The organism is Salirhabdus euzebyi (assembly GCF_014207435.1).
GTDB lineage: Bacteria > Bacillota > Bacilli > Bacillales > Alkalibacillaceae > Salirhabdus > Salirhabdus euzebyi.
Genome location: NZ_JACHGH010000001.1, coordinates 466,354 through 492,242, shown reverse-complemented (window position 1 = coordinate 492,242; position 25,889 = coordinate 466,354). Strand labels below are relative to the sequence as shown.

Annotated in this window: 26 protein-coding genes and 2 other annotated features; of the genes, 25 read left to right on the top strand and 1 reads right to left on the bottom strand. The window is 35.3% G+C overall.

Going from position 1 to position 25,889, the window contains the following annotated elements; genetic code table 11:
- The first annotated feature begins 83 nt into the window (after window positions 1-83).
- The 22 genes from HNQ94_RS02555 (at window position 84) to HNQ94_RS02450 (ending at window position 22,421) form a co-directional block, all read left to right on the top strand.
- Window positions 84-560, top strand: coding sequence for a MaoC family dehydratase (locus tag HNQ94_RS02555; RefSeq protein ID WP_174494370.1), 477 nt, complete (start codon window positions 84-86; stop codon window positions 558-560).
- A 172-nt stretch (window positions 561-732) separates the two neighbouring features.
- Entirely contained in the window at window positions 733-1,425 is a 693-nt protein-coding gene (locus HNQ94_RS02550) for a response regulator transcription factor (protein ID WP_174494371.1), read from the top strand.
- The gene (pnpS, locus tag HNQ94_RS02545; RefSeq protein WP_174494372.1) at window positions 1,426-3,174 is read left to right on the top strand and encodes a two-component system histidine kinase PnpS; all 1,749 of its coding nucleotides are present in this window, start codon (window positions 1,426-1,428) and stop codon (window positions 3,172-3,174) included.
- Between the two features lie 309 nt (window positions 3,175-3,483).
- Window positions 3,484-6,120, top strand: coding sequence for a DNA polymerase I (gene polA, locus HNQ94_RS02540; RefSeq protein WP_174494373.1), 2,637 nt, complete (start codon window positions 3,484-3,486; stop codon window positions 6,118-6,120).
- Window positions 6,121-6,138: 18 nt separating this feature from the next.
- A complete protein-coding gene (gene mutM / locus HNQ94_RS02535; RefSeq protein ID WP_174494374.1) occupies window positions 6,139-6,966 on the top strand; it encodes a DNA-formamidopyrimidine glycosylase in 828 nt (275 codons plus the stop codon).
- 89 nt (window positions 6,967-7,055) lie between these two features.
- Window positions 7,056-7,697, top strand: a complete 642-nt coding sequence (gene ytaF, locus HNQ94_RS02530) for a sporulation membrane protein YtaF (protein WP_174494375.1) — start codon at window positions 7,056-7,058, stop codon at window positions 7,695-7,697.
- 14 nt (window positions 7,698-7,711) lie between these two features.
- Window positions 7,712-8,311, top strand: coding sequence for a dephospho-CoA kinase (coaE, locus tag HNQ94_RS02525; RefSeq protein WP_174494376.1), 600 nt, complete (start codon window positions 7,712-7,714; stop codon window positions 8,309-8,311).
- A gap of 169 nt (window positions 8,312-8,480) precedes the next feature.
- A complete protein-coding gene (locus HNQ94_RS02520; RefSeq protein WP_174494377.1) occupies window positions 8,481-9,515 on the top strand; it encodes a glyceraldehyde-3-phosphate dehydrogenase in 1,035 nt (344 codons plus the stop codon).
- Between the two features lie 452 nt (window positions 9,516-9,967).
- Complete coding sequence (gene speD, locus HNQ94_RS02515) at window positions 9,968-10,345, top strand: adenosylmethionine decarboxylase (protein WP_174494378.1); 378 nt, start codon at window positions 9,968-9,970, stop codon at window positions 10,343-10,345.
- A 199-nt stretch (window positions 10,346-10,544) separates the two neighbouring features.
- Window positions 10,545-11,006, top strand: a complete 462-nt coding sequence (nrdR, locus tag HNQ94_RS02510; protein ID WP_174494379.1) for a transcriptional regulator NrdR — start codon at window positions 10,545-10,547, stop codon at window positions 11,004-11,006.
- A gap of 38 nt (window positions 11,007-11,044) precedes the next feature.
- Window positions 11,045-12,403, top strand: a complete 1,359-nt coding sequence (locus tag HNQ94_RS02505; protein ID WP_174494380.1) for a replication initiation and membrane attachment family protein — start codon at window positions 11,045-11,047, stop codon at window positions 12,401-12,403.
- An 11-nt stretch (window positions 12,404-12,414) separates the two neighbouring features.
- A complete protein-coding gene (gene dnaI / locus HNQ94_RS02500; protein ID WP_174494381.1) occupies window positions 12,415-13,344 on the top strand; it encodes a primosomal protein DnaI in 930 nt (309 codons plus the stop codon).
- 125 nt (window positions 13,345-13,469) lie between these two features.
- The gene (locus HNQ94_RS02495; RefSeq protein WP_174494382.1) at window positions 13,470-14,405 is read left to right on the top strand and encodes a sigma-70 family RNA polymerase sigma factor; all 936 of its coding nucleotides are present in this window, start codon (window positions 13,470-13,472) and stop codon (window positions 14,403-14,405) included.
- Between the two features lie 18 nt (window positions 14,406-14,423).
- A complete protein-coding gene (locus HNQ94_RS02490) occupies window positions 14,424-15,290 on the top strand; it encodes a DinB family protein (protein WP_174494383.1) in 867 nt (288 codons plus the stop codon).
- A 131-nt stretch (window positions 15,291-15,421) separates the two neighbouring features.
- Window positions 15,422-16,270 carry a sporulation protein YtxC gene (gene ytxC, locus HNQ94_RS02485; RefSeq protein ID WP_174494384.1) on the top strand — a complete coding sequence of 283 codons (849 nt, stop codon included), beginning with the start codon at window positions 15,422-15,424 and terminating at the stop codon, window positions 16,268-16,270.
- Between the two features lie 51 nt (window positions 16,271-16,321).
- Window positions 16,322-16,538, top strand: a binding site (T-box leader).
- Window positions 16,539-16,595: 57 nt separating this feature from the next.
- On the top strand, window positions 16,596-18,539 hold the full coding sequence (thrS, locus tag HNQ94_RS02480; RefSeq protein ID WP_174494385.1) for a threonine--tRNA ligase: 1,944 nt from the start codon (window positions 16,596-16,598) through the stop codon (window positions 18,537-18,539).
- A gap of 218 nt (window positions 18,540-18,757) precedes the next feature.
- Window positions 18,758-18,895 (top strand) — a sequence feature (ribosomal protein L20 leader region).
- A gap of 89 nt (window positions 18,896-18,984) precedes the next feature.
- Window positions 18,985-19,521, top strand: coding sequence for a translation initiation factor IF-3 (gene infC / locus HNQ94_RS02475; protein ID WP_174494386.1), 537 nt, complete (start codon window positions 18,985-18,987; stop codon window positions 19,519-19,521).
- A gap of 48 nt (window positions 19,522-19,569) precedes the next feature.
- Entirely contained in the window at window positions 19,570-19,767 is a 198-nt protein-coding gene (gene rpmI, locus HNQ94_RS02470; protein ID WP_174494387.1) for a 50S ribosomal protein L35, read from the top strand.
- Window positions 19,768-19,808: 41 nt separating this feature from the next.
- A complete protein-coding gene (rplT, locus tag HNQ94_RS02465) occupies window positions 19,809-20,165 on the top strand; it encodes a 50S ribosomal protein L20 (RefSeq protein ID WP_174494388.1) in 357 nt (118 codons plus the stop codon).
- Window positions 20,166-20,451: 286 nt separating this feature from the next.
- Entirely contained in the window at window positions 20,452-21,408 is a 957-nt protein-coding gene (locus tag HNQ94_RS02460; RefSeq protein WP_174494389.1) for a nuclease-related domain-containing protein, read from the top strand.
- A gap of 73 nt (window positions 21,409-21,481) precedes the next feature.
- Window positions 21,482-21,751: a DUF1294 domain-containing protein gene (locus tag HNQ94_RS02455; protein WP_174494390.1), complete on the top strand. Its 270-nt coding sequence runs from the start codon at window positions 21,482-21,484 to the stop codon at window positions 21,749-21,751.
- A 58-nt stretch (window positions 21,752-21,809) separates the two neighbouring features.
- The gene (locus tag HNQ94_RS02450) at window positions 21,810-22,421 is read left to right on the top strand and encodes a TVP38/TMEM64 family protein (protein WP_174494391.1); all 612 of its coding nucleotides are present in this window, start codon (window positions 21,810-21,812) and stop codon (window positions 22,419-22,421) included.
- Between the two features lie 67 nt (window positions 22,422-22,488).
- Here the strand turns inward: HNQ94_RS02450 and HNQ94_RS02445 are convergent, their stop codons facing one another.
- Window positions 22,489-22,866 (bottom strand): sigma-w pathway protein ysdB, encoded by a 378-nt coding sequence (locus tag HNQ94_RS02445; RefSeq protein WP_174494392.1) that lies wholly within the window; start codon window positions 22,864-22,866, stop codon window positions 22,489-22,491.
- A gap of 116 nt (window positions 22,867-22,982) precedes the next feature.
- Here HNQ94_RS02445 and HNQ94_RS02440 point away from each other — a divergent pair, with 116 nt between their 5' ends.
- The 3 genes from HNQ94_RS02440 to HNQ94_RS02430 all read left to right on the top strand — a co-directional run bounded on the left by HNQ94_RS02440 (window position 22,983) and on the right by HNQ94_RS02430 (window position 25,883).
- Window positions 22,983-23,474 carry a dUTP diphosphatase gene (locus tag HNQ94_RS02440; RefSeq protein ID WP_174494393.1) on the top strand — a complete coding sequence of 164 codons (492 nt, stop codon included), beginning with the start codon at window positions 22,983-22,985 and terminating at the stop codon, window positions 23,472-23,474.
- Between the two features lie 92 nt (window positions 23,475-23,566).
- Window positions 23,567-24,652, top strand: coding sequence for a M42 family metallopeptidase (locus HNQ94_RS02435; RefSeq protein WP_174494394.1), 1,086 nt, complete (start codon window positions 23,567-23,569; stop codon window positions 24,650-24,652).
- Between the two features lie 172 nt (window positions 24,653-24,824).
- On the top strand, window positions 24,825-25,883 hold the full coding sequence (locus HNQ94_RS02430; RefSeq protein ID WP_376697721.1) for an alpha/beta fold hydrolase: 1,059 nt from the start codon (window positions 24,825-24,827) through the stop codon (window positions 25,881-25,883).
- Window positions 25,884-25,889: the final 6 nt, after the last annotated feature.

Below are 25,889 nucleotides of genomic sequence, written 5' to 3'. Positions count from 1 at the left end.
GATAGAAAAAGATTCGGGAGTTTTCTCCCGGATTTTTTTCCAAATAGAAAGAAAACGCTTTCATAACATAAGGGGTGTTTTGTATGATAGGTAAAAAGAGAAAGCTTGGGAGAAAGATTTCTGAAATAAAAATTGGGGATACTCATGAAGCAAAAACAAAAATTGAAGATAAAGATCTGTTGCTATATTTGGGGTTAACAGCAGATTCAAATCCATTGTATATCCAACATGATTATGCATCTCAGACACCATTTAAACGTCCTTTGGCTCCTTCTGTTATGTTGTATGGGATTGTTTCTTCTATGGTTTCTATGCATTTACCTGGTCCAGGTAGCCATGTTGTGAAGCAAGAAATGGCATTTCCAAAGCCGTTATATCATTATGCTGAAATCACATTAAAAATGGAAGTCATAGCAATTGATGAAAAGGGACATTGTATTACGATAGAAGTGAAGGGTTACGATGAAGAAAATGACATTGTCATTGATGGAAAGCTGGAGGTTTGTCCTCCACATGAAATGGAATCAATGAATGCGAAGTCGTTAGAAAACTTTTATTAAAGCGATAAAAAATCCTTTGTTTATTTAAACAAAGGATTTTCCTTTTTACTTAAGCTATGTTTAAAACACGCCTGTTTTGTAAAGGCCTTGTAAATTTTTTGTATTACTTCTTTTTATTCCATACTGTTCATTGTAAGATGAGATTAGAAAGTAAATGGGTGGGGTGGTCGAAGTGGGTCAAAGAATATTAATCGTAGACGATGAAGAATCGATTGTAACGTTATTACAATACAATATTGAACAAGCTGGCTTTAGTACTGATACAGCATTCGATGGTGAATCTGCATTAGCGATTGCAGAGAGTAAGCAATATGAACTTATCGTACTCGATGTTATGTTACCGAAAATGGACGGACTAGAAGTATGCAAAAAACTACGTCAAAGAAACATCGAAACACCTATTTTAATGTTAACAGCAAAAGATGATGAATTTGATCGAGTTTTCGGACTGGAAATTGGTGCAGATGATTATTTAACGAAACCATTTAGTCCTAGAGAAGTTGTTGCTCGAATTAAAGCTATATTAAGAAGATCTACCAAAAATACAGATACTAAGGAAGATAAATTACAAATACGTGATTTAGTTATATATCAAGATCGGTATGAGGCATATATGAAGGACAAGGCACTAGAGTTTACTCCAAAAGAGTTTGAGTTACTCGTATACTTAGCCACTCATAAAGGTAAAGTACTATCAAGAGATCAACTGTTAAGTGCTGTTTGGAACTATGATTTTGTTGGGGATACAAGAATTGTTGATGTTCATGTTAGTCATTTGCGTGAAAAAATAGAACCGGATACAAAGAAGCCAATTTATATAAAAACAATTCGTGGTTTAGGATACAAATTGGAGGATCCAAAGTAAATGGGCAAGTCTTCTTTGCGTACAATTTTAATATATTCTACCCTTATTACTATTTTTGTGATCGTTCTAGCTTTTTTAACTACCCAAGTTACCAAAAGCTATATGGTAAATACGATTGAGGATAGACTTAAGGCGGAGGGAAATTATATTGAAGCAGTTTTGGAAGCTAGTAAGCTAACAGGGAATGAATACTATCAGCAAATAGAGGATATGAGTAATAGGCTGTCTTTAGGATTTATTTATGGGGAAAAAGAGAAGGGTGTTGTACTGAACACAATCAGTCATGTGTTACGCATTTCAGATGATCATATACCTCAAGATATCCACGAAGACCTTGTTATTCATGAACTTAACAAAAGTGATGCCTTGTATTACTATGCTATTGAAATCAAAAGGGATAATGAAAGCAGTATCCTTATATTAACACTTCCTTCTCACTCAATAAGTGTAATGATGAAAAACTTGTGGTTTATATACGGTTTAGCTCTATGTTTAGTTATTGTTGGTATATTTATAGCAGGTTTTAATATTTTTGAGAAATACGTCAAACCTATTCGATCAGCATCAAACGTTGCTGAAAAACTAGCAGAAGGAAATTATAACGCAAGAACTTATGAAACCTATTTCGGTGAAGCTGCCCAATTAACTTACTCCATAAATACATTAGCCCGGAACCTACAAGAAATGAGTCTACAATCGGAGGTTCAAAATGACCGGCTTCAGGCTGTAGTAGATAATATGGATAGTGGTTTAATGCTTATTAATGAAAAGGGCTATATCCAACTAGTGAACAGAGCATTTTTAGATAACTTTGAAGAAGGATTGACATCTGATTATATTGGCTATTTATATTATGAAGCTATTCCTTTTGAAGACATACATGATGTAGTGAAAGATGTATTCATGTTGGAAGACAATGTACAAAAAACATTGATCCTATCTATCGGAATTGAACGCAAATTTTTTGCTGTTTCCGGAGCACCAATATTTAATCATCATAAGGACTGGAAGGGTGTTGTACTTGTATTTCATGACATCACTGATATGAAGCATTTGGAAGAGATGAGAAAGGATTTCGTTGCAAATGTTTCGCATGAACTAAAGACACCTATCACTTCTATTAAAGGATTTGCTGAGACGTTACTAGATGGAGCGAAAGAGGATGCTGTGGTTTTAGATAAATTCTTACATATTATTCACAAAGAAAGTGTCAGGATGCAATATTTAATACATGATTTGTTGGAGTTATCTAAATTAGAAAATAATAATTTTCAATTGAATCTTGAAAAGGTGTCCATTAAAAAATTAGTGGATGATGTATTATCCCTTGTAGCACACATTGCCGAGGAGAAAAATATTACAATACGTGCAGATGTTAATGAACGAATTGTCCTTGAAGGTGACGGGTCTAGATTGACGCAATTATTGTTAAATTTAGTTTCGAATGCGGTTCATTATACTCCAAATAGTGGTGAAGTGTTTGTTGGTGCAAATGATTTAGGAGAGGATATTAAGCTCTTTGTGAAGGATACAGGCATAGGTATACCTAAGGAAGAAATCCCAAGAATTTTTGAACGCTTTTATCGTGTTGATAAAGCGAGAAGTAGAGAGTCTGGTGGAACAGGTCTAGGCTTAGCGATTGTCAAGCATATAGTTGAAGCACATCATGGTAAAATAAACGTGGAGAGTGAACTCCATAAAGGTACAACTTTTTCAATTGACCTTCATAAAAAATTTACCAATCCTTAACATGCACTTAACGAACATCTAGTTTTCTATTGTTATAATAAAATTAGAACCCTTTCATCCAAGGTTTCTTCACAAGTTGCAGAGGCATACAAAGTCTCTGCTTTTTTTTGTTGTTTAGAAAATAGTTATGAAATAATGGAAAGGCGATATTTTTCCTTCTAGTTATTAAAATGGTAAAATAAAGAGGAGAATGTCGAAGAACAGCGTAGTGTATTTCCATAGCGGTAGGATTCAAGCGCCTTAAGTTACTAGCGTTTAGCAACATTCTATTAATGCAGCCTAACGAAATAAAGGGAGTGTGTATGTAGTATGACAGATAAAGTGGTTTTGATAGATGGAAATAGTATCTTATATAGAGCCTTCTTTGCCTTACCATTGTTAAACAATGATAAAGGCGTATATACAAATGCAGTATATGGTTTTACGACGATGTTATTAAAAATTTTAGAAGAGGAAAAGCCTTCACATATGCTTGTTGCTTTTGATGCAGGAAAAACAACATTCCGTCATAAGACGTACACAGAATATAAAGGTGGACGTCAAAAAACACCTTCTGAATTATCGGAGCAGTTTCCACTTGTTAAGGAGTTACTAAGCGCCTTTCAAATTAAGCATTATGAATTGGATCAATATGAAGCGGATGATATAATCGGGACTTTGTCTAAACATGCAAAAAGTGAGGATATGAAGGTGAAAGTCATTTCCGGTGACCGCGATTTATTACAATTAGTACAAAAGGATGTAGAAGTGGCATTAACGAAAAAAGGCATATCAAATGTAGAAACGTATACCCCTTCTTTTCTTGAAGAAAAACTAGGTATTCGTCCCGATCAAGTTATAGATATGAAAGCGTTAATGGGTGATCCTTCCGATAACATTCCTGGCGTACCTGGAGTTGGAGAAAAAACAGCAGTGAAACTTCTTCAACAGTACGAGACGTTAGAAGGAATATATGAAAACCTAGAGCAAGTTAGTGGGAAAAAATTAAAGGAAAAGCTAGAACAACATAAAGAAGACGCTTTTATGAGTAAAGAGTTAGTTACCATTCAAACAGCGACACCTGTTGACATTTCATTTAAAGACATTACATATACAGGCTATGAAAGTCGTAAAGTATTAGAGTTGTTTAAAGAGTTAGGGTTTCATTCCTTACTCAATCGCATTGAGGGCGAATCTGGTACGGAAGAACAACAAGAAATCTTTGAGGACATTAAGTTAACGATAGTCGACAATGTTACTGCTGACTTATTTACTGGTAAAGATGCCATCATGTTAGAAATGCTGGATGACCATTATTTCTATGGGAATATTTTAGGTATAGCAATTGTTAATGAAAAAGGTAAATTTTTCATTGAGACAAACATTGCATTGGGTTCAGAAATTTTTAAAAAATGGGCTGAAGATGAGCAGCAGGAAAAATATTTATATGATGCTAAAAAAACGATTGTTGCCTTAAAGAGACAAGGTGTGCACTTAAAAGGCGTCGTATTTGATTTATTTTTAACTACTTATATTTTAAATCCTGCAGAAAACAATTTGGACATTCCTTCCATCAGTAGAAGATTAAACGAAAAATCGATGCCATACGATGAGGAAATATACGGAAAAGGCGCCAAACAAAAAATACCCGAGTTAGATGTTTTAGCAGATCATGTTGTTCGTAAGGCTGATATTATATACCAGTTAAAGGATAAAGTAACGGAACAATTAAAAGAAAATGACCAATATGAACTGTTTGAAAAATTAGAACTTCCTTTATCTGAAATTCTAGGGGAAATGGAATACTATGGAGTGAAAGTGGATAAAGATCGACTACTTCATATGGGGGAAGAGTTAAAAGACCGTCTCAAGACCCTTGAAAATGAAGTGTTTGCTTTAGCAGGTGAGGAATTTAATTTAAATTCACCAAAACAATTAGGACAAATATTATTCGAGAAAATGAATCTCCCTGTTATAAAGAAAACAAAAACGGGTTATTCTACCTCTGCTGAAGTGTTAGAACAACTGCAAGACAAGCATGAAATAATGCCGAAAATATTACTATATCGTCAGTTAGGTAAGCTTCAATCTACCTATATAGAAGGTTTATTAAAGGTAGTAGATGAGAAAAATAATCGAATCCACACACGGTTTAATCAGGCCTTAACACAAACAGGCAGACTTAGTTCAACAGATCCTAATTTGCAAAATATTCCTATTCGTCTCGAAGAAGGTAGAAAAATAAGACAAGCTTTTGTTCCTTCAAAAGAGGATTGGGTTATTTTTGCTGGTGATTATTCTCAAATTGAACTTCGCGTATTGGCTCATATTGCTGGTGATGAAAAGCTAATAGAAGCATTTAATGAAGACATGGACATTCACACGAAAACTGCTATGGATGTGTTTAAAGTGGAAGCTGAAGAAGTTACTTCTAATATGAGACGACAAGCAAAAGCAGTCAATTTTGGAATTGTTTATGGAATAAGTGACTACGGATTAAGCCAAAGCTTGGGAATTACACGAAAAGAAGCAAAAATGTTCATTGAAAGATATTTGGATAGTTTCCCAGGTGTGAGGGCTTATATGGAAGATATCGTACAAGAAGCAAAGCAAAAGGGCTACGTTACAACCCTTATGAATAGAAGAAGATATTTACCAGACATCACAAGTCGTAATTTTAATTTACGAAGTTTTGCCGAACGTACTGCGATGAACACGCCGATTCAAGGTAGTGCGGCAGATATTATTAAAAAAGCCATGATAGATCTTGCTAAAAGGCTCGATGATGAGGGCATGGAAGCAGAACTATTATTACAAGTACACGATGAACTAATATTAGAGGCTCCAAAAAATGAAATCGATAAGTTGAAGGATGTTGTTCTTGATGTGATGGAGAACGCTGTAGAACTAGCTGTTCCCCTAAAAGTTGATTTTTCTTATGGGCCTACATGGTTTGACGCGAAATAACTAAGGAGTTGTATGACGATGCCAGAACTTCCAGAAGTTGAAACCGTAAGGAAGACCTTGAGTCAAGTTGTTCTAGGGGAAACCATTAAGGATGTAATCATTAGATGGGAAAATATTATTCAATATCCGAAAGAAGTTGAGTTGTTTAAAGAAGAAATGAAACAACAAAAGATAAATAGAATAGATAGAAGGGGGAAGTTCCTCCTTTTTTATCTAGATAGTCATGTTCTTATTTCCCATTTGAGAATGGAAGGAAAATATGCGATTGTATCTAGGGATGAACCTTATGATAAGCACACGCATGTAATCTTTCAAATGGAAAGTGGTAAGGATTTACGTTACAAAGATGTTCGGAAATTTGGCACAATGCATTTATACAAAATTGGAGAAGAATTGCAGTTACCTCCGCTAAATAAATTAGGTCCTGAGCCCTTTGATGAAACTTTTACAGCAGAATATTTATTTAATAAGTGTCAAAAAACTTCAAGGGTGATAAAAAACGTATTGTTAGATCAAACCGTGATTACTGGTTTAGGTAATATTTATGTAGACGAAGCCTTGTTTCGTAGTGGGATCCATCCACTTAGAGTGGCAAGTAGTTTATCACTAAAAGAATGTAAAACATTAAAAAAAGAAATTTTTAATACAATCACAAATGCCATTGAGGCAGGTGGGACAACCATTCGAAGTTATTTAAATAGCCTTGGGGAAATTGGTCTTTTTCAGCTTCAACTATACGTTTACGGCCAAACTGGGAAAGCTTGTAAAAGATGTTCTTCTGTAATTGAAAAGATAAAAGTCGGTGGAAGAGGGACACATATTTGTACCAATTGCCAAAGAATTTGAAAGTTTATGTTAACGTAAGTAAATAGCACACTAACTGGGCTCTCTCCATATAATACCCTAGATTGTTTACAGGAGGGAGCCAGTTTTCTATGCCAGAATGGTTAATGTTACTTCTGCTTAGTTTTGCAGTTAGTTTAGATAGTTTTACCGCAGGTTTTACGTTTGGTTTGAGACAAATAAAAATACCTTTAAGGTCCATCGTATATATTGGTGTTGTTACGGCACTTGTCTTTTTAACAGCTATGTTAGTTGGTGAAAGATTAGCTGCGATTTTTTCTCCTGGAATCGCAGACATTATTGGTGGCGTACTTTTTATTGTGATAGGTATATGGGTCATATTTCAATTTTTTCGGGATCATAAAACAAAAAATAATAAAACAGAAGAAAAACCGTTTGTATTTAAATGGGAAATAAAATCACTCGGTATCGTGATTCAAATATTAAAGGATGCTAATCAAGCTGATATGGACAGATCAGGCCACATTGGTGGTATGGAGGCAATTATATTAGGTACAGCATTATCGTTAGATGCTTTTGGTGCAGGTGTAGGAGCAGCTATTTTCGGATATACACCCGTATTAACAGCCCTCTTTACAGCCTCCATGGCTAGTTTATTTTTATGGATTGGTACAAAAAGTGGTCACTTTTTAGCGAAGTGGAGCTGGGTAGATAAAATTGCTTTTATGCCAGGAATCATTCTCATTGTTCTAGGCTTTATGAAACTTACGTAGAAAGGGTGGAACAAGTGACGGTTGTTATAGGTCTAACAGGAAGTATAGCTACTGGAAAAAGTACTGTTTCTAACATGATTCGAGAACTAAATATTCCTATCGTTGACGCGGATAAAATCGCCCGGGCCGTAGTTAACCCGGGGGAAAATGCATACAAACAAATTGTAGAAGCATTTGGAGAAGAAATATTGCAGACTGATGGAGCAATTGATCGGAAGAAGTTAGGAACAATTGTCTTTTCTAATAAAGAAATGAGAGAAAAACTAAATAATATTGTCCACCCAGAAGTTCGTAGGATGATGTTACAACAAAGAGATGAATGTATACAAAATAACTCCAAAGCCGTAGTACTAGATATCCCACTACTATTTGAAAGTAAATTAACTCACTTTGTTGAGAAGACATTAGTTGTCTATGTGGATGAGGATGTACAATTAAAAAGGCTGATGAAACGTGATCGTAGTGTAAGAGAGGAAGCGTTACAAAGAATGAAGGCGCAAATTCCTGTCTCTAAAAAAGCCGAAATGGCTGATGCTGTTATTAACAACAACGGTACATTAGAAGAGACGAGGGAACAATTGCACACACTATTACACAAATGGGACATACTTTAAAAACATACCTTTAATATTGGTATGTTTTTTCTTTCGATATAATTTATCCTGTTTTAGTAGTAAAAGAGTTGAAATATTAAGACTTTTTAATAATGTCTCCAATAATCACTTTATATATGTTATACTAAACGCAAAAAGTATATCATATATGTAACTGGGAGGAATTAAAATGAGTAAAGTTCGTATTGCGATTAATGGTTTCGGAAGAATTGGTAGAATGGTCTTTAGAAAAGCAATGGAAGATAATGATGTTCAAGTTGTTGCCATTAATGCAAGTTATGAGCCGGAAACTTTAGCTCATTTAATAAAATATGACAGTGTACATGGTAAATTTAACGGTAATGTGAAAGCGCTTCACGATGGGATTGAGGTAAACGGAAAGTTTGTTCAAGTAGTTTCTAATCGTGATCCACAGCAATTACCTTGGTCAGAACTAAACGTTGATATTGTGATTGAGGCAACCGGCAAATTTAAGACGAATAAAACAGCTTCTGCTCATATAGATGCTGGGGCTAAAAAAGTAATCATTACTGCTCCAGGTAAGGAAATTGATGGCACATTTGTGATGGGTGTTAACGATGCGAATTATAATGCAGATGAACACCACATCATATCAAATGCTTCCTGTACGACAAACTGTTTAGCACCAGTAGTGAAAGTTTTGGACGATCATTTTGGTATTATAAACGGTATGATGACGACTGTGCATGCTTTTACGAACGATCAAAATAATTTAGACAATCCGCATAAAGACCTACGACGTGCTCGAAGCTGTACACAATCGATTATCCCGACTTCTACAGGAGCAGCTAAAGCAATAGCTGAGGTTTTGCCACACATGAAAGGGAAATTACACGGTGTAGCATTACGAGTTCCAACCCCTAATGTCTCTTTAGTCGATTTGGTTGTAGATTTAAAGAAAAGTGTAACAGCTGAAGAAGTAAATAAAGTGTTTAAAAAAGAATCAGCTACCAACTTAAAAGGCATTTTAGATTATAATGAAGAACCGTTAGTCTCCATTGATTATACGACTTCTGCATATTCAACTATTATTGATGGCTTATCAACAATGGTAATTGAAGATAACAAGCTGAAAGTGCTTGCTTGGTATGATAATGAATGGGGATACTCTTGCCGCGTACTTGATTTAGCAAAAATGGTCGGAGCCAAATTAGTAAAAAAAGAAGCTTCCATGTTTTATTAAGAAAAGTGGGGATTGTTCCCCACTTTTTTATTGCTTAGGAAATTATAAAATTTCGGACTTGTGGATAAGTTAGTTGCACGGGGGAGCCACGTCTAGCTCCAGCACCTACCCCCTCGGGACATAAGTCAATCCCTTCTGTGGCAAAAACCTCCACGGCAGGTCTTGTCTTATGCCTGCCTTAGGCTTGCGCTTTTGTTCTTGCCCAATTTATATAGGGTAACAGGGATGAAATCATGTTATAACGAAACAATAAAAAGTGTGCAACAAATGACAAGAAATAAATGGTTGCAAAATGGGTTTTAAGCATATATACTTTTTTTGACTTCTTGAACAGTTGATTTTTGTAATGGCTGTATAAAGGGTTAGGACCTCTTTGGGCTAACTTTCCCCCATGGTTTCCCATTTAGCACAATAAGAAGTTTTTAATTTTTAGTAGTAAAGGGGGCCATTGCATGGAAACAATGGGTCGGCACGTTATCGCTGAACTTTGGAATTGCAACGAGGATAAACTAAATGACATCAATCTTATTGAGAAAATTTTTGTCGATGCTGCTTTAAAATCAGGTGCAGAAGTAAGGGAAGTAGCTTTTCATAAATTTGCACCACATGGTGTAAGCGGTGTTGTCATTATTTCTGAATCCCACTTAACTATTCATAGTTTCCCTGAGCATGGATATGCAAGTATTGATGTTTATACGTGCGGGAATCGTATAGATCCAAATATTGCAGCAAAGCATATTGCTGAATCTTTAGAAGCAAATGTAGTAGAAAAGGTCGAGGTTCCAAGAGGAAAAGGACCTGTTGAAGTGAAAGCATTTAACAAAATGTAAGAATATTATTCTTCCTAATAAGAGAAAACGCTTGGTGTTCAATCACCAGGCGTTTTCCATCTATCTAGGCAAAATTAAAAGAAACGATAAATAGGATATTAAAGGCAACATTCAACGACTCATCAAACCTCAATTATGTTATAATGCATACAAGAATATTCTACATATTTTTCACGTTAAAAATGCGGAGTTGATATAGATGAGATGTCCTAATTGCAATTATAGAAGTACAAAAGTTTTAGATTCCCGCCCAATTGAAGATGGCAGGTCTATTCGTAGAAGAAGAGAATGTGAAGAGTGCTTCTTTCGATTCACGACGTTTGAACGTATTGAAGAAATTCCTTTAATTGTTGTTAAGAAGGAAGGTACGAGAGAAGAGTTTAGCAGGGAAAAGCTGCTAAGAGGATTAATTAAAGCATGTGAGAAAAGACCAGTGAAACTAGAACAAATTGAAATGATTGTTTCAGATATAGAAAAAGATTTAAGGAATCAAGGTAATTCAGAAATTAAAAGTGATGACATTGGTGAGATGATTATGGAACGTCTAGCAGTTGTGGACGAGGTTGCTTATGTCCGCTTTGCATCTGTCTACCGACAATTTAAAGATATCAATGTATTTTTAAAAGAGCTAGAAGACTTAATTAAAAAGACACAAGCGTAAATTGTTGAAAATAGGATGAGGAAGGGAGTCTTTGCTAAATGAATGAGAGAATGAAAAACTTACTACCAAATGACAGATATATCATTCAGCTACATAAGCCTTTTTGTGAGGATTATGTGATGGCTTTAACTCACCTATATCAACCTCTAATTGGGATGAACTCTATTACTCTCTATTTTACTTTAACGAATGAAATAGAGTTCTTAGAAGGACCATCTACCCACCATACATTAATGAATATTACAGGTATGGATTTGGACCAAATTTATCAAGCACGACTAAAGTTAGAAGCTATTGGCTTGTTAAAGACGTATGTGAATGAGGAAGATATCCGTACGTACTATTATGTTCTTCAACCTCCTTTTTCGGCCAAGGAGTTTTTCCAGGATTCGATGCTTTCTATTTTATTGGAGCATCATATAGGGGAACAACTTTTAGATCGTATGAGAAAAAAAGTTTTTCCGGAAGTTAACGTACCTGCTTCTATAATAGACAAGACGAAATCCTTTGAAGATGTTTTTACGACCTCTATTAGACCACAGAAGCCCGTTCTATTAAAAACTAGTGAAAAAAAGGACAGTAACGAACAAATTAGTAAAATGGAACATTCTGTCGATTTTCATTGGATTGAGCAGGCCCTGCAAAATAACGAAATTAGAAGCGAAAAAGTGTTAACGAAAGATAATAGAGATTTTATTATTAATTTGACGAGAATATATAAAGTGGATAACGTTCATTTAGAAAAGGCAATTTTGTGGTCCATTAATGAAAACATGGAGCTTTTAAGGGAAGAATTACACGAAGCTTGTAAGGACTATTACGCAAAGCAATATGATTCCAAAGCTCCTAAACTGCTTCCGAAACAGGAAATCCAGGAAAAACAAGAAAATAAAAAAACACCTACGACTAAGCAAGGAAAGCTCATGGAACATTTTGAGAGTATTACACACCGGGAAATATTAGAGGACTACTCTAAAACAGGACATGCTTCCGAACAAGAAATAAAAATGCTAACGAATGTAATGTTTCAGCATGGATTATCTCAAAGTGTTATGAATGTTTTAGTGCATTATGTTTTACAAAAAACAGACTTGAAATTAACGCGAAATTATATAGAAAAAATTGCAACACATTGGGCTAGAAAAAATGTACAAACTGTCCAACAAGCAATGGAATTAGCGAAAGCAGAATCTGGTCTGTATCAAACTTGGGGTACAAAAAGAGCGCCTAGTAAGAAAAAAGAAGTTTTACCAGATTGGTTTAAAAAGCAAAAAGAGGCTGAAGCTAAGTCAGATGCTGGTACAAGTACAAAACAACAAAGTCGAGATATATCATTAGAAAAACAAGAATTAGAAAAAGCACTTAAAAATTTTGGGTCGAAAACATTTAATCATTAAGGGTGATAGGCATGGAACCAATTCAAGCGGCATTAAAAAAGTGGCTAAAAGAAAGTAAAAGCTTCCAAGAATCATATACAAAAATGAAAAGTGAAATTTTACAGGCGCCCGAAGTGAAAAAGTTTTTAGAGGAAAATAATGAACTTACGCCTGTTAATATAGAACGTCAATTAATTAAGCTATATGAATATGAATATCAGTCAAAACGATGTGAAAAATGTGAATCTTTGGAAAAATGCTGTAACGTCGTTCAAGGTTATGTGCCAAAAATTTCAGCAGAAAATCAACAAATTACGTTAACTTATGACAAGTGCCCTAGAAAAGCAAGAGCTGATGAACAAAAGAGAAAAAACTCTTTTGTGCAGAGTTTATACATGCCTAGAGAGTTAGTTGAAGCTAGTTTCAGTCAAATATCACTTGATGATCCGGAACGCTTTGAAGCTATTCGAAAAGTGGAGCGTTATTTGCATGATACGGAAAAGGGTTTATCGAGAGGATTATATTTGTATGGACCTTTTGGAGTAGGTAAAACATATTTGCTTGGTGCTTTAGCTAATGCACTAGCTGAAAAGGAAATCCAATCCTTATTTATTTATATGCCAGAATTCGTAAGAGAAATAAAATCTTCGATAGCTGATTCATCAATCAATCAAAAAGTTGATCGTTTTAAAAAGGTCCCAATATTAATTCTTGATGATATTGGTTCCGAACACCAATCAGCGTGGTTCCGTGATGAGGTTTTAGGTGCAATATTACAATATCGAATGATGGAAAGACTACCTGTATTTTTCACTTCAAACTATAATTTAAAGGAACTAGAAATTGTTTTAGCCTCTTCCAATAAAGGTGAATCAGAAACCTTAAAAGCAAGAAGAATTGTGGAGCGAATCAAACAAGTTAGTGAACCTGTTGGAGTGCTTGGAGAAAATCGTAGAATGTAGCAATGAATAGAAGCCATGGCAGCCATGGCTTCTTTTTATATATTTTCATAAATAAATATTGTCCGTATCTTTTCAGGCTTTTTTTACGTTTATACATATAGAAGACAACCTTTAGGAGGATTAAAATGGGAAACGATTTATCAGTATTAGGAAATCCGTTAAGAGATGTAAAGAAAGAGTTTGATCAATTGGTTATACCATATCGACCGGCTTTGTGGTCTTACTGCCGTTCGATCACAGGCTCACCTTGGGATGCAGAAGATTTAGTTCAAGAGACATTATTAAAGGCTTTTTCCTCATTATCCCAATTATGGCAACCTTTAAACACAAAAGCTTATTTATTCCGAATTGCCTCTAATACATGGATTGACTACTGCCGTAAACAAAAAATGAAATTAGATACAATAGAGGATTTAGATACTCTTTCCTCTGATGATAGTGACATAGGCTTAGAAATTAATGATGCAATGGAAATGATTGTTAGCCTTCTTCCACCTCGTCAACGGGTTGTATTTTTATTAATCGAGGCTTTTCAATTTAAAGCCAAGGAGGTTGCAGAAATGATAGGGACAACTGAAGGTGCTGTTAAAGCGGCTTTAAATAGAGCGAGATGGAAAATGAAAAATTCGAGTGAAAAACAGTCTTCATCAACCAAAAAGGTTATACCGGTTGAGGATAGAAAATTAATCGAAACATACATTCATTTTTTTAACAACAGAGATACAGACGGAATGGCAGGATTGTTAGTTGAAAATGTAAGTAACGATATCGTCCATATTGCACAGGAGTATGGGAAGGATACGTTAAGGAAAAATTCTCTTGCTGATTGGGCTAAAGACCCTGTTGAAATGACTGCAGAACTTTATATGTTATGGGATAAGCCGACGATTGTACAAGTGACATACATGGATGGGAAAAAAGCTGTTTATGATTTGAATCTATTTGACATAGAGGATGGAAAAATTGCCCGAAAAAAAGATTATTATTTCTGTCCAGATATTTTACAAGCAGCTGCTCAAGAATTAAATCTTAAGGTATATCCTAGAGAGTATCAATTTTAATAAGGGGTGGTTATTCAAATGACTACAGTGATTACGAAAAAACCCAATCTGGTTTTAAGAGTAAACGACCTAAATCGTTCATTAGATTTTTATATAGATACAGTTGGTTGGGTGATTGATTGGAAAAATAACAATGACCAAATTGTTCAACTTAAGGATCAATTTGGTGAATCAACAGCAATACTAACCTCTTCAAAAGAGCTAGATGTGAGAGAATTTTTGGATACAGCCTATCTTGATCCCATCCCTGGTCAAAGATTCTATTTTACCCGAGAGGCATTAAAGGATTTTCATCAATCACTACTAAAAGAAGGGATAGTGGAGACAAATCTTCTTGTAGAAGAAGGATTTGGCCAAACTCTTTTACTGGAAGATCCAGATGGATATATTTTAGCTTTTTGGGAGGAGTTATATTTACCTGATAATCAAATTGTAGAGTTATATAAACAAGGGCCAGTTATGCTTGAAAAAGCACTACATGGACTATCGGACGCTGACTTAGATTTAGTTCGTGCTCCAGGTAAATGGTCAATTCGGCAAACTGTTCTGCATTTTATTGATTCGGATATAACCTCTTTGCATAAAATTAAATTTGCTTTAGCTGAGTCAGGTCGTGAATATATCCGAAATGCGTATGATCCGAATAATTGGGAAAGTGGCACGAAATACTCTTCTAGATCTATTACTATTGCTGTTCAGCTTTTTATGCTGCAAAGGGAACACGTATTGGAAATGTGCACATCTTTACCAGATGCGTTGGACCGATTTGTCCTAGTTAATGGTAAAAAAGAAGAGGTGCGAAAGATGATAAAGATGATTGCTGGCCATGCAAGAGGTCATATTATTCAAATTTGGGAGACCCGAAAGGTTCATCAAATATCTTGATAATATAGGGGTTAAACGTAAATACAGAAATCATATGACAACCATCATTGAAAGTTTTCTCAACTTTTTGTTCATTTTATAATTCTTCTTCCCATATAATGTAACAGTTTGTAAGGGAAAGAGGGATGAGGTTGATACGTCAGGTGTTTGTATTTCATCAAAAAGACCAAGCGGAAGCTTTTTACCATAAGATTTTTCATCGAGAAAAAGTAAAAAGAATCCGTATACAGTTAGAGGAGGGAAATACATATTTCATAAGAGTTGAAATACAACAAGAGCATCTTCAATTTTATTGGAAGCGTGTTGTTCTTGGACTTATTCATGTATTTATATTATTTCAACTTCCAGAATTGGCAAAAAGTATTTTAAAGAAAGATTATTATTTCTCTAACAAACATGAAATTGCCCACATCATACCTATTTTACAGTCTATCATGCAAAACCCTAAAAAGTACGGCTCTCAATCAGAAATCAAATCTGCATTTCAGTTTTATTACTTGTTTGTGAATGAAGTGAAATTAAACAAACAAATCACGTTTATTGAGCTTGTAGAAAAGTGTGAAAAAGAATATAAAGACTATTTGATCGATGTAACTGGATATGCGATAGATGAATGGAAGAGAGAAGAGGAATATCAAGAATTTATTCATGATTTAAGGACATATTTAAAAGAGAAGAGGCCAAGAATTCCTACTCTTCTCATCACATATGATGGGGATTTTCAGTTTTTTAAACCAGATGGAAGAAGATATACTATTCAAGAATTAAAGACATTGCAATATGAAGAAACATTGCACTTTATTGAATTGTTATCGTCAGATTTTCCATTATCTTCACTAATTACGATTGCACCAAAAGAGATTTTCATCTACACAAACAATCCATCTGATCCAAAGATGATATTGTTGCAAAACGTATATCAAGAGAATGCGACTATTCGATCTTTGAGAAAATTTCCGTTCATTGGCAAGAAAGCTTGACTATCCAAAATTTTAAATTTATAATAAAAACCAATTTCATGATCATTTAATCAACAGGTTATGATGAGGACACGAGCAATATTATCGACTTAACAGAGAGGGGAGCCTTTGGCTGTGAGCTTCCTAAGTGCTGGATATTGTTTACCGCCTTTGAACCCGAATTGCGAACTTTAGTAGTGATTTGCGTCCGATCCACGTTACGGATTCCAAGTGCCGTTTATATGCGGAACTAGGGTGGAACCACGGGTATATACAGCTCGTCCCTTTTTAGGGATGGGCTTTTTTTATTTTCTTTTACATTACTAGTAATAAAGGAGCGAAAGACATGGCTGAAAATCTAAAAATTACTTTTCCAGATGGAGCAGTAAAGGAATTCCCAAACGGAACAACAGGCGAAGATGTTGCTCAATCCATCAGTCCAGGACTTAAGAAACAAGCCTTAGCTGTAAAGGTGAATGGAGAACTTTTCGACTTAAGAAGACCAATTCCCGAGGATTGTGAAATTGCTATCGTAACATTGCGCGATGCAGAAGGTGTAGAAGTTATGCGCCACTCTACTGCTCATTTAATGGCACAAGCGATTAAACGTCTATATAAAGACGTAAAGCTTGGTGTAGGTCCTGTTATTGAAAATGGTTTTTATTATGACATCGACATGGATGAGAAAATTACACCTGAAGTTTTGGAGAAAATTGAAAAAGAAATGAAAAAGATTGTAGATGAAGCGTTGGAAATAGAACGAGTGGAAGTTTCTCGTGAAGAAGCGAAGGAAATGTACAAAGAAATCGGAGACGAGCTGAAGCTTGAGTTAATCGAGGACATCCCTGAGGGGGATTCTATTACTATTTACAAGCAAGGAGAGTTTTTTGACCTTTGCCGTGGACCTCATGTGCCACACACAGGAAAAATTAAAGTATTTAAACTTTTAAATATTTCAGGTGCTTATTGGCGTGGAGATAGTAAAAATAAAATGCTACAACGTATTTATGGCACAGCATTTGAAAAGAAAGGCCAATTAGATGATTACCTAACAATGTTAGAAGAAGCAAAAGAAAGAGACCATCGTAAACTAGGGAAAGAGCTGGAAATTTTCACAGTTAATCAAAAAGTAGGACAAGGTTTGCCTTTATGGTTACCTAAAGGGGCTACCATTCGTCGTACAATCGAACGTTATATCGTTGACCTAGAGCAACGCCTGGGCTATGACCACGTCTATACTCCTGTTTTAGGTAGTGTAGAGCTTTATAAGACAAGCGGCCACTGGGACCATTATCAAGAGGATATGTTCCCACCGATGGAAATGGACAATGAAGACTTGGTTTTACGTCCGATGAACTGTCCGCATCACATGATGGTATATAAAAACCAATTACATAGCTATCGAAGCCTACCACTTCGTATAGCTGAGTTAGGTACAATGCACCGTCATGAGATGTCTGGAGCACTTGCGGGATTGCAACGTGTGCGTGCAATGACGCTTAATGATGCGCATATTTTCTGTCGCCCGGATCAAATGAAGGATGAATTTATTCGTGTTGTGAATTTAGTACAAGCTGTTTATAAGGATTTTGGAATTGATGATTATTACTTCCGTCTTTCTTATCGTGATCCAGAAGATAAGGAAAAGTATGTAGACAACGATGAAATGTGGGAAAAAGCACAAGCACTGTTGAAAGAAACGATGGATGAATTAAACCTAGAGTATGTAGAGGCTGAAGGGGAAGCGGCATTCTATGGTCCAAAGCTTGATGTGCAAGTGAAAACAGCTCTTGGCAAAGATGAAACATTATCTACTGTTCAATTGGACTTCCATTTACCAAACCGTTTTGACTTAACGTACATCGGAGAAGATGGAAAGGAACATCGTCCAGTCGTTATCCACCGTGGAGTTGTTTCCACAATGGAACGTTTCGTAGCCTTTTTAATTGAAGAGTATAAAGGGGCGTTCCCTACTTGGCTATCACCTGTCCAAGCACGTATCATACCTGTGTCATTAGAGGCACATTTTGATTACGCGAAAGAAGTAGAAGAGAAACTGCGCATGGAAGGCATTCGAGTAGAGTTAGATGAACGAGATGAAAAAATAGGCTATAAAATCCGTGAAGCTCAAACGCAAAAAATTCCTTACGCACTCGTTGTTGGTGATCAAGAGATTGAAAAACAAGCAGTTAATGTGCGTAAATATGGAGAAAAAGATTCCAATACAATTGACTATGACAAATTTGTGGAAGATATAAAATTAGATATTGAAAGAAAGAGCCAAAGGTAGTAGGATATAGAGGATCAGCTAACTGATCCTCTTTTCAATTTTCACCGTATTATCGCATATCGTGTTAGTAATTCGTAGTCAACCAGAAGGAAGATAGAGAAGAACAACAAGGCAATCACCTTTGCTTATAGGCTTGCCTGTAGCCAAGTTTTCTTTAAAAAAGTTGACAAACTATATGCTTCACGCATATAATAGTAAAAGTGAAATTGAATAAGGTCTATGACAAGTAGAAGCACCCGCTTCTCACCTGATTGACGCAATATGCAGTTAACAGGTTCAATCTAGATTCTTCATTTTAAAAATGAAGATACAGATGTGTGTGGGTGCAGTATGTGTACCGACACTTTTTTTGTGCTATCAAAACAATTGATAGAAAAAAGGAAGCTAAGGTTTTAATTGAATAAATTTAGACTTGTCGGGACGGACCTGAACTTTTCAGAAATAAATGTGGAGGTGGCTTACTATTAGCAAGGATAATACTTTTGTCAATGAGCAAATTCGCGCACGTGAAGTTCGTCTTATCGGAGCAGACGGAGAACAAATTGGTGTAAAAACACGTCAAGAAGCTTTAGAAATTGCAGAGCGGGTAAACCTTGATCTTGTAATGGTGGCTCCAAATGCGAAACCACCAGTTTGCCGTATTATGGACTACGGTAAATTTCGCTTTGAACAACAAAAGAAAGATAAAGAAAATCGTAAAAAGCAAAAGATCATTAATGTTAAAGAAGTTCGTCTTAGCCCAGCTATTGAAGAACATGACTTTAACACAAAATTACGTAATGCTCGCAAGTTCCTTGAAAAAGGAGATAAAGTGAAGGCAACTGTTCGCTTCCGTGGTCGTGCAATTACTCATAAAGAACTTGGTCAGAAGGTTCTTGATCGTATGGCAGAAGAATGTAAAGATCTTTCCACTGTTGAATCCAAACCGAAAATGGAAGGTCGAAATATGTTCATGATGCTTGCACCTCTAGCTGAGAAATAGAGGTAGAGTACTAACGCTAGCAACAATTTTACAAGGAGGATACACACAATGCCTAAAATGAAAACTCATAAAGGTTCAGCAAAACGTTTTAAAAGAACAGGTAAAGGGAAAGTAAAACGTTCTCACGCTTTCACTAGTCACTTGTTTGCTAATAAATCTACAAAGCAAAAACGTAAACTTCGTAAAGCTACACTAGTTTCAAAAGGTGATTTGAAACGTATTAGTGCAATGCTTCCTAAAAAATAAGATACTACAATAATGATAGACGAATATAGGAGGGAAATGTTATGCCACGTGTAAAAGGCGGTACAGTAACACGTAAACGTCGCAAACGTATTCTAAAATTAGCTAAAGGTTATTATGGTTCTAAACATGCTCTATTTAAAGTAGCAAAACAACAAGTAATGAAATCAGGTCAGTATGCTTATCGTGACCGTAAACAAAGAAAGCGTGATTTCCGTCAACTATGGATCGCACGTATTAACGCTGCAGCTCGTTTAAACGATATTTCTTACAGCCGTTTAATGCATGGACTTAAGCAAGCTGGTATCGAAGTGAACCGTAAAATGCTAGCTGACATCGCAATCAACGACGAAAAAGGTTTTGCTAACTTAGTAGCAAAAGCGAAAGACGCACTTAAATAAGCATAATTATAGATCAAAAACCGCTCTCTTCTTTAGAGGAGAGCGGTTTTTTAATTGTAGATTGGGGATTTAGTGTAATTTTACACCAAATCCTCATATATAAGCGTTTTTTGCACAATTACGGACTAACTTTGTCACAATTATTCAAAAAAGCTCACCAATAAGATAAGTTTATCACACTATTATTTTTATATTTTTCCCTTTCGATATAGATTGGAAGAAGAAGAAGGGTTCTTGCTGAAAATATAGAAATAAATTGTACATGAACACTGTAGGAGCTGATCATTTGATTAAGAAAGAACTGAAAGAATCAAGTAGAATAAGAAAACTAAAAGCACTTGAAAGAAGGCTTCCTCAAAATCATGAGAAATTGCATCTTGTGCAAAAAGAGTTAGCAAAGAGTATAGCTGGATATCATGGCGAGAAGTCATTAGACTACTTTTTTCGATTTTTAACAAAAGATAGGTATTTTATTTTTCATGACATTAGACTTCCTTATGAAGATAGTTTTTTTCAGTTAGATGTGGTATTGGTTTCCCCGTACCTTATCATTATTTGTGAAGTGAAGAACATAGCAGGAACCCTATATTTTGACGGTGACTTTCACCAATTAATTAGAAAGCAAAATGGTGAAGAGCAGGTATTTTCTGATCCTCTACTACAAGTGAAGAGGCAACACTTTCAATTAGCTAAGTTTTTACAAACGTATGATTTTAGTTCCGTTCCAATTGAAAACTTAGTCATCATTAGTAATCGGAACAGTATTATTAAATCTTCCCAACCTCAATCTTATTCCTCGTATGTAATTCCCGTTGACTACTTTCCTTTTAAAATATCGGAATTGGAAAGTTCCTATGAAAAAGAGTGTTTGTCGATAGAACAAACCAAAAAACTTTCATCCCTCCTATTAAAAAATCATACAGATAAAAAGGTCAATATCTTGGAAGAATTCCAGCTCACCAAAAAAGAAATAAGGAAAGGGACGCAATGTCCAAATTGTTTGTTCATTCCCATATTAAAAAACCATGGTGGTTGGTTATGTCCGAATTGTAACCAACTCTCGAAAAATGCTCATCTTCCCTCGTTAATGGACTACTCCCTATTGATTAAAAACACAATTTCTAATAGTGAACTGTGTGATTTTCTTAAGCTTCCTTCCCGTTTTATTGCGAGATCCCTGTTGAATAAAATGGATTTAAGCTATACCGGTTCCACAAAGGGTAGAAAATATAAACTTCCTTAGTGTTTTATGGATTCCCTCTTTCTCTTAATAAGGTAAAATGAAGGAAAGACTGTTAAAAAGGATGATATACATAATGTCCGAGTGGCTACTCTCATATCTGATTGCTATAAACATAGTTGGTTTTCTTAGCATGGGGATTGATAAACAGAAAGCAAAACGAAAACGATGGAGGATTTCAGAAGGAACGCTTATGTTATATGCGCTTCTTGGGGGATCAGTTGGTTCATTGGCAGGTATGTATTTGTTTCACCATAAAACAAACAAAACGAAATTCAATTTGGGGATTCCGTTTTTATTCATTTTACAACTAGCGTTATACTTTTTTATTCGGAACCTGTCATAAAGGCTCGTCTCCTGTCATACATTTAGTTATAACAACTAAAGTAAGGGGGCTCTCTGTAATGGAACAACTCGCAACATGGGTCCTCAGCATCGTAGAGTCTAGTGGCATGTTTGCACCTATGTTATTTATTGGTTTCCATCTTTTGAGACCCATATTTTTTATGCCTGTTGCTTTTATTTGTGTATCTGGTGGGATTTTATTTGGAATGGTTTCTGGCACCATTTATTCTGTAATTGGCATTACGTTATCTAGTATCTTTTTTTACCGATTTGTCGTGTTTATGCCTAAAACTTTTAAGCGACTTGTTCGTATGAAGAGTAAAATCATTGGAAAGCATACGCAAATGTCTCAAAGCCAGATCGTGCTTTTACGCCTTATGCCGTTTATTCATTTTCATTTGCTATCTGTATGTATCATTGAGATGTCTAAAAGCTACAAAGAATATGTGAAATTATCCGTCCTCTCTAATGTACCACTAGCTGTTCTATATACATCTTTTGGGCAATGGATTTCTACTTTATCACCAGTACTAATGGTAGGTATGGCGTTAGCATTTCTTCCAATGATCTATTTGGTGAGAAGAAAAGAAATAGTTATTAAGTGGGAAGAGTTTTTCAAAAAAGAAGATAGTCAACCAGGACCTGTCATTCCATACCACCAACGAGGGTAAGAAATGTTCGTTTAGAATAAAATAAGAAAAGAAAACCCCTGTTTCAAAAACAGGGGTTTTTACATGTTTATAAAATAGACTTTATCGGATAGCGCCATTCTATAGAGGCATATGGATATCGAATTAAAATCTCCTTCTCCATAAAAAAAATATCATCCCGAGATAAACCTTTTAAGGAATGAGGAAACACCACCCCAATCGTTATCGAGATAACATCAAAGGAATTTTCTGTTGTACCTAAATATTTTTCTCCCTCAAAAAGGACGCCTTTATAGGTTAGTAAAAAGTTCTTCTTTACATTTTCCTCATCGTCTAAAATGTAAAAGTTTTTCTGATGATGTGCTTTTTCTAGCTTTCTTTTTGGATTTACAGCATATTTATATATTGAATAAATGAAAAAGATAATGACTAAGACAATCAAAATTCGAAATAATTCAATGATCATAAAGATCGACTCCTACACTTTAGTGAATATTAGTATTACGAAATAAACATACGAAGAGTTTCATTATTTTTTGGCCTATTTCAAATGTTATACTAGACAAAAAGGGGGAAGGTAACATGGAGTGGGGTCTTTTGTATCGTTTACAAGATGAATTAGATGCAAGAATAAAGCAGGAGCATCAACTAACTTCTCAAGACGTTGTTCAAGATAAAATTCTAGCATTGCTTGTTGAACTTGGAGAATTAGCAAATGAAACACGCTGCTTTAAATTCTGGAGTAAAAAAGGTCCAAGTGAGAACGCTGTTATTCTAGAGGAGTATGTAGATGGCTTACATTTTATTTTGTCGTTAGGACTGGAGCTTGGGTATACTACAGAACATTTACCGTTAAATCAAAAACTACATAAAATAAATGTAACAAATGTGTTTATTCATGTGTATGAAAGGATTATCGCTTTTCAACAAAATAAAACGGAAGAAAATTATTTCCTTGTTTTTTCCGCCTATATTTATCTTGGTGAATTATTAGGTTTTGAAGAAAAGATGATACAACAAGCTTACATGAAGAAAAATGAAGTGAATCATGCGAGACAGGACAAAGGATATTAACCGATGGATAACAAAGAGTCTTACTTTTGTTAATTGTATGAAAAGAAGGTATAATATTAAATGGATTTGTAGTAAAAAGGAGGACAATACATATGGCAAAGCTTGATGAAACATTGACAATGCTAAAGGATTTAACAGACGCTAAAGCAATTCCTGGTAATGAAAAAGAAGCAAGAGAAGTGATGCATAAATACATTGCTCCTTATGCTGATGAAGTATTTACGGATAACTTAGGTAGCTTGATTGCGAAAAAAACAGGTGATGAAAATGGTCCGAAAATTATGGTTGCGGGTCACTTGGATGAAGTAGGTTTCATGGTTACACGTATTGATGATAAAGGTTTTGTTTACTTCCAAACTGTTGGTGGTTGGTGGAGCCAAGTAATGCTTGCTCAACGTGTGACCATTCAAACACGCAAAGGTGATGTAACAGGTATCATCGGTTCTAAACCACCGCATATCTTGCCTCCTGAAGCGCGTAAAAAGCCAGTAGATATTAAAGATATGTTTATTGATATCGGTGCTTCAAGTAAAGAAGAGGCAGAAGAGTTTGGTGTAACACCAGGGGATTCTGTAGTTCCTTACTTTGAGTTTACTGTGATGAAAAACGAAAAAATGTTACTTGCAAAAGCTTGGGATAACCGTATTGGTTGCGCAATTGCAATTGAGGTGTTAAAGCAGCTTAAAGGTGAAAAACACCCTAACGTTGTATACGGTGTAGGTACCGTGCAAGAAGAAGTAGGACTACGCGGTGCTAAAACATCAACATTTGCTATTCAACCAGATATTGGTTTTGGAGTTGATGTTGGAATTGCGGGAGATACTCCTGGCGTTTCAGACAAAGAAGCAGTAGGAAAAATGGGTGATGGTCCACAAATCATTTTATATGATGCATCCATGATCTCTCATAAGGGTTTACGTGATTTTGTTGTAGAAACAGCAGAAAAAAATGAAATCCCATATCAGTATGATGCACTTCCTGGTGGAGGAACTGATTCCGGTTCAATCCATATAACAGCGAATGGTGTTCCAGCCCTTTCTATTTTAGTTGCAACACGTTACATTCATTCTCATGCAGCAATGTTGCATCGTGATGATTTTGAAAATGCGGTTAAGCTTATTGTGGAAGTAATTAAAAACTTAGACGCAGATAAAGTGAAAGAAATTACTTTTGGATAAGTGATAGAAAAAGCATGTTACCTATTCTTTAGGTAACATGCTTTTTTAATTCTATAAGAAAGTTTTTTTCTTTAAGAACGAACGATAACCTGTTGATGATGAATTTTTAAATGTAAATGTTGGAATTTGGTATGATATGATGAAAAAAAGAAAAGTAGAGGAAGTGGGCTAGGTGGGCTTATTGAAACAGAAACGAGACTTTCATATACCTGAAGATGGAATGGACTTAGTGGATGAATTAGTAATTGGTGGTTTTAAACAAACAATCCTTATTCAAGGGGAAAAGAAAGAAAATCCAATATTATTGTTCTTACACGGTGGGCCATCTATGCCCCTTCCAGGAGTGGCAAACAGAGGAACTGATTATACTGTGGCTACAAACATTGCAGAATTAGTAAAGCATTTTAACGTTGTATTTTGGGATCAAAGAGGAACAGGTAAATCATTCCATAAAGATATCCCGAAGGAAAGTATGAATTTTGACCAATTAACTTCAGATGCAAATGAATTGATTGACCAACTGATAAAGCGTTTCGATCAAGAAAAAATATTTCTTGCTGCTCACTCTGCTGGTACAATTATCGGTTTAAATCTAGTGAAAAAGTATCCAGAAAAAATCATTTCTTACGTAGGACTATCACAAATTATCAGCTGGACGGAGAACGATAAGCTGTGTTATCAATGGATGTTAGAAGAGGCAAAGGAAAGAGGGAATGCAAAAGCACTTCAAGAATTACAAGCAGTTGGTGAACCACCTTATATCGAAAGCTACAAACAGTGGAGCGTTCTTCGAAAATGGCAAACCCGTTTTAATACGATGGTATACAGTGATGATGAAATTAAGCACCCTGGCCTATTAAACGTATCGAAACCTATGCTACAGTCAAAGGATTATCGACTTAAGGATATTTTTAATACCTTTTATAAAGGCTTTAAGCTAATTTATACCCAACACTTCATTGAAAAGTTACCCGCAATAAATTTTAAGGAAACGGTAGAAGATATTTCAGTACCTGTTACGTTTATTCATGGTAGAAAAGATGTACATGTTCACGGTAGGCTGGTTGAAGATTTTTTTCAAAGGTTAGATTCGAAGCGAGGAAAGAAATTAATTTGGATGGAAAAGTCAGCACATCTATTTCATCCAGATGATACGAAGTTAATTGAACAAGTCTTAATAAAGGAAAAGAAATACATGAGTTCAGGTTACGACGAAATATCTGTCTCTTAGCTAGAT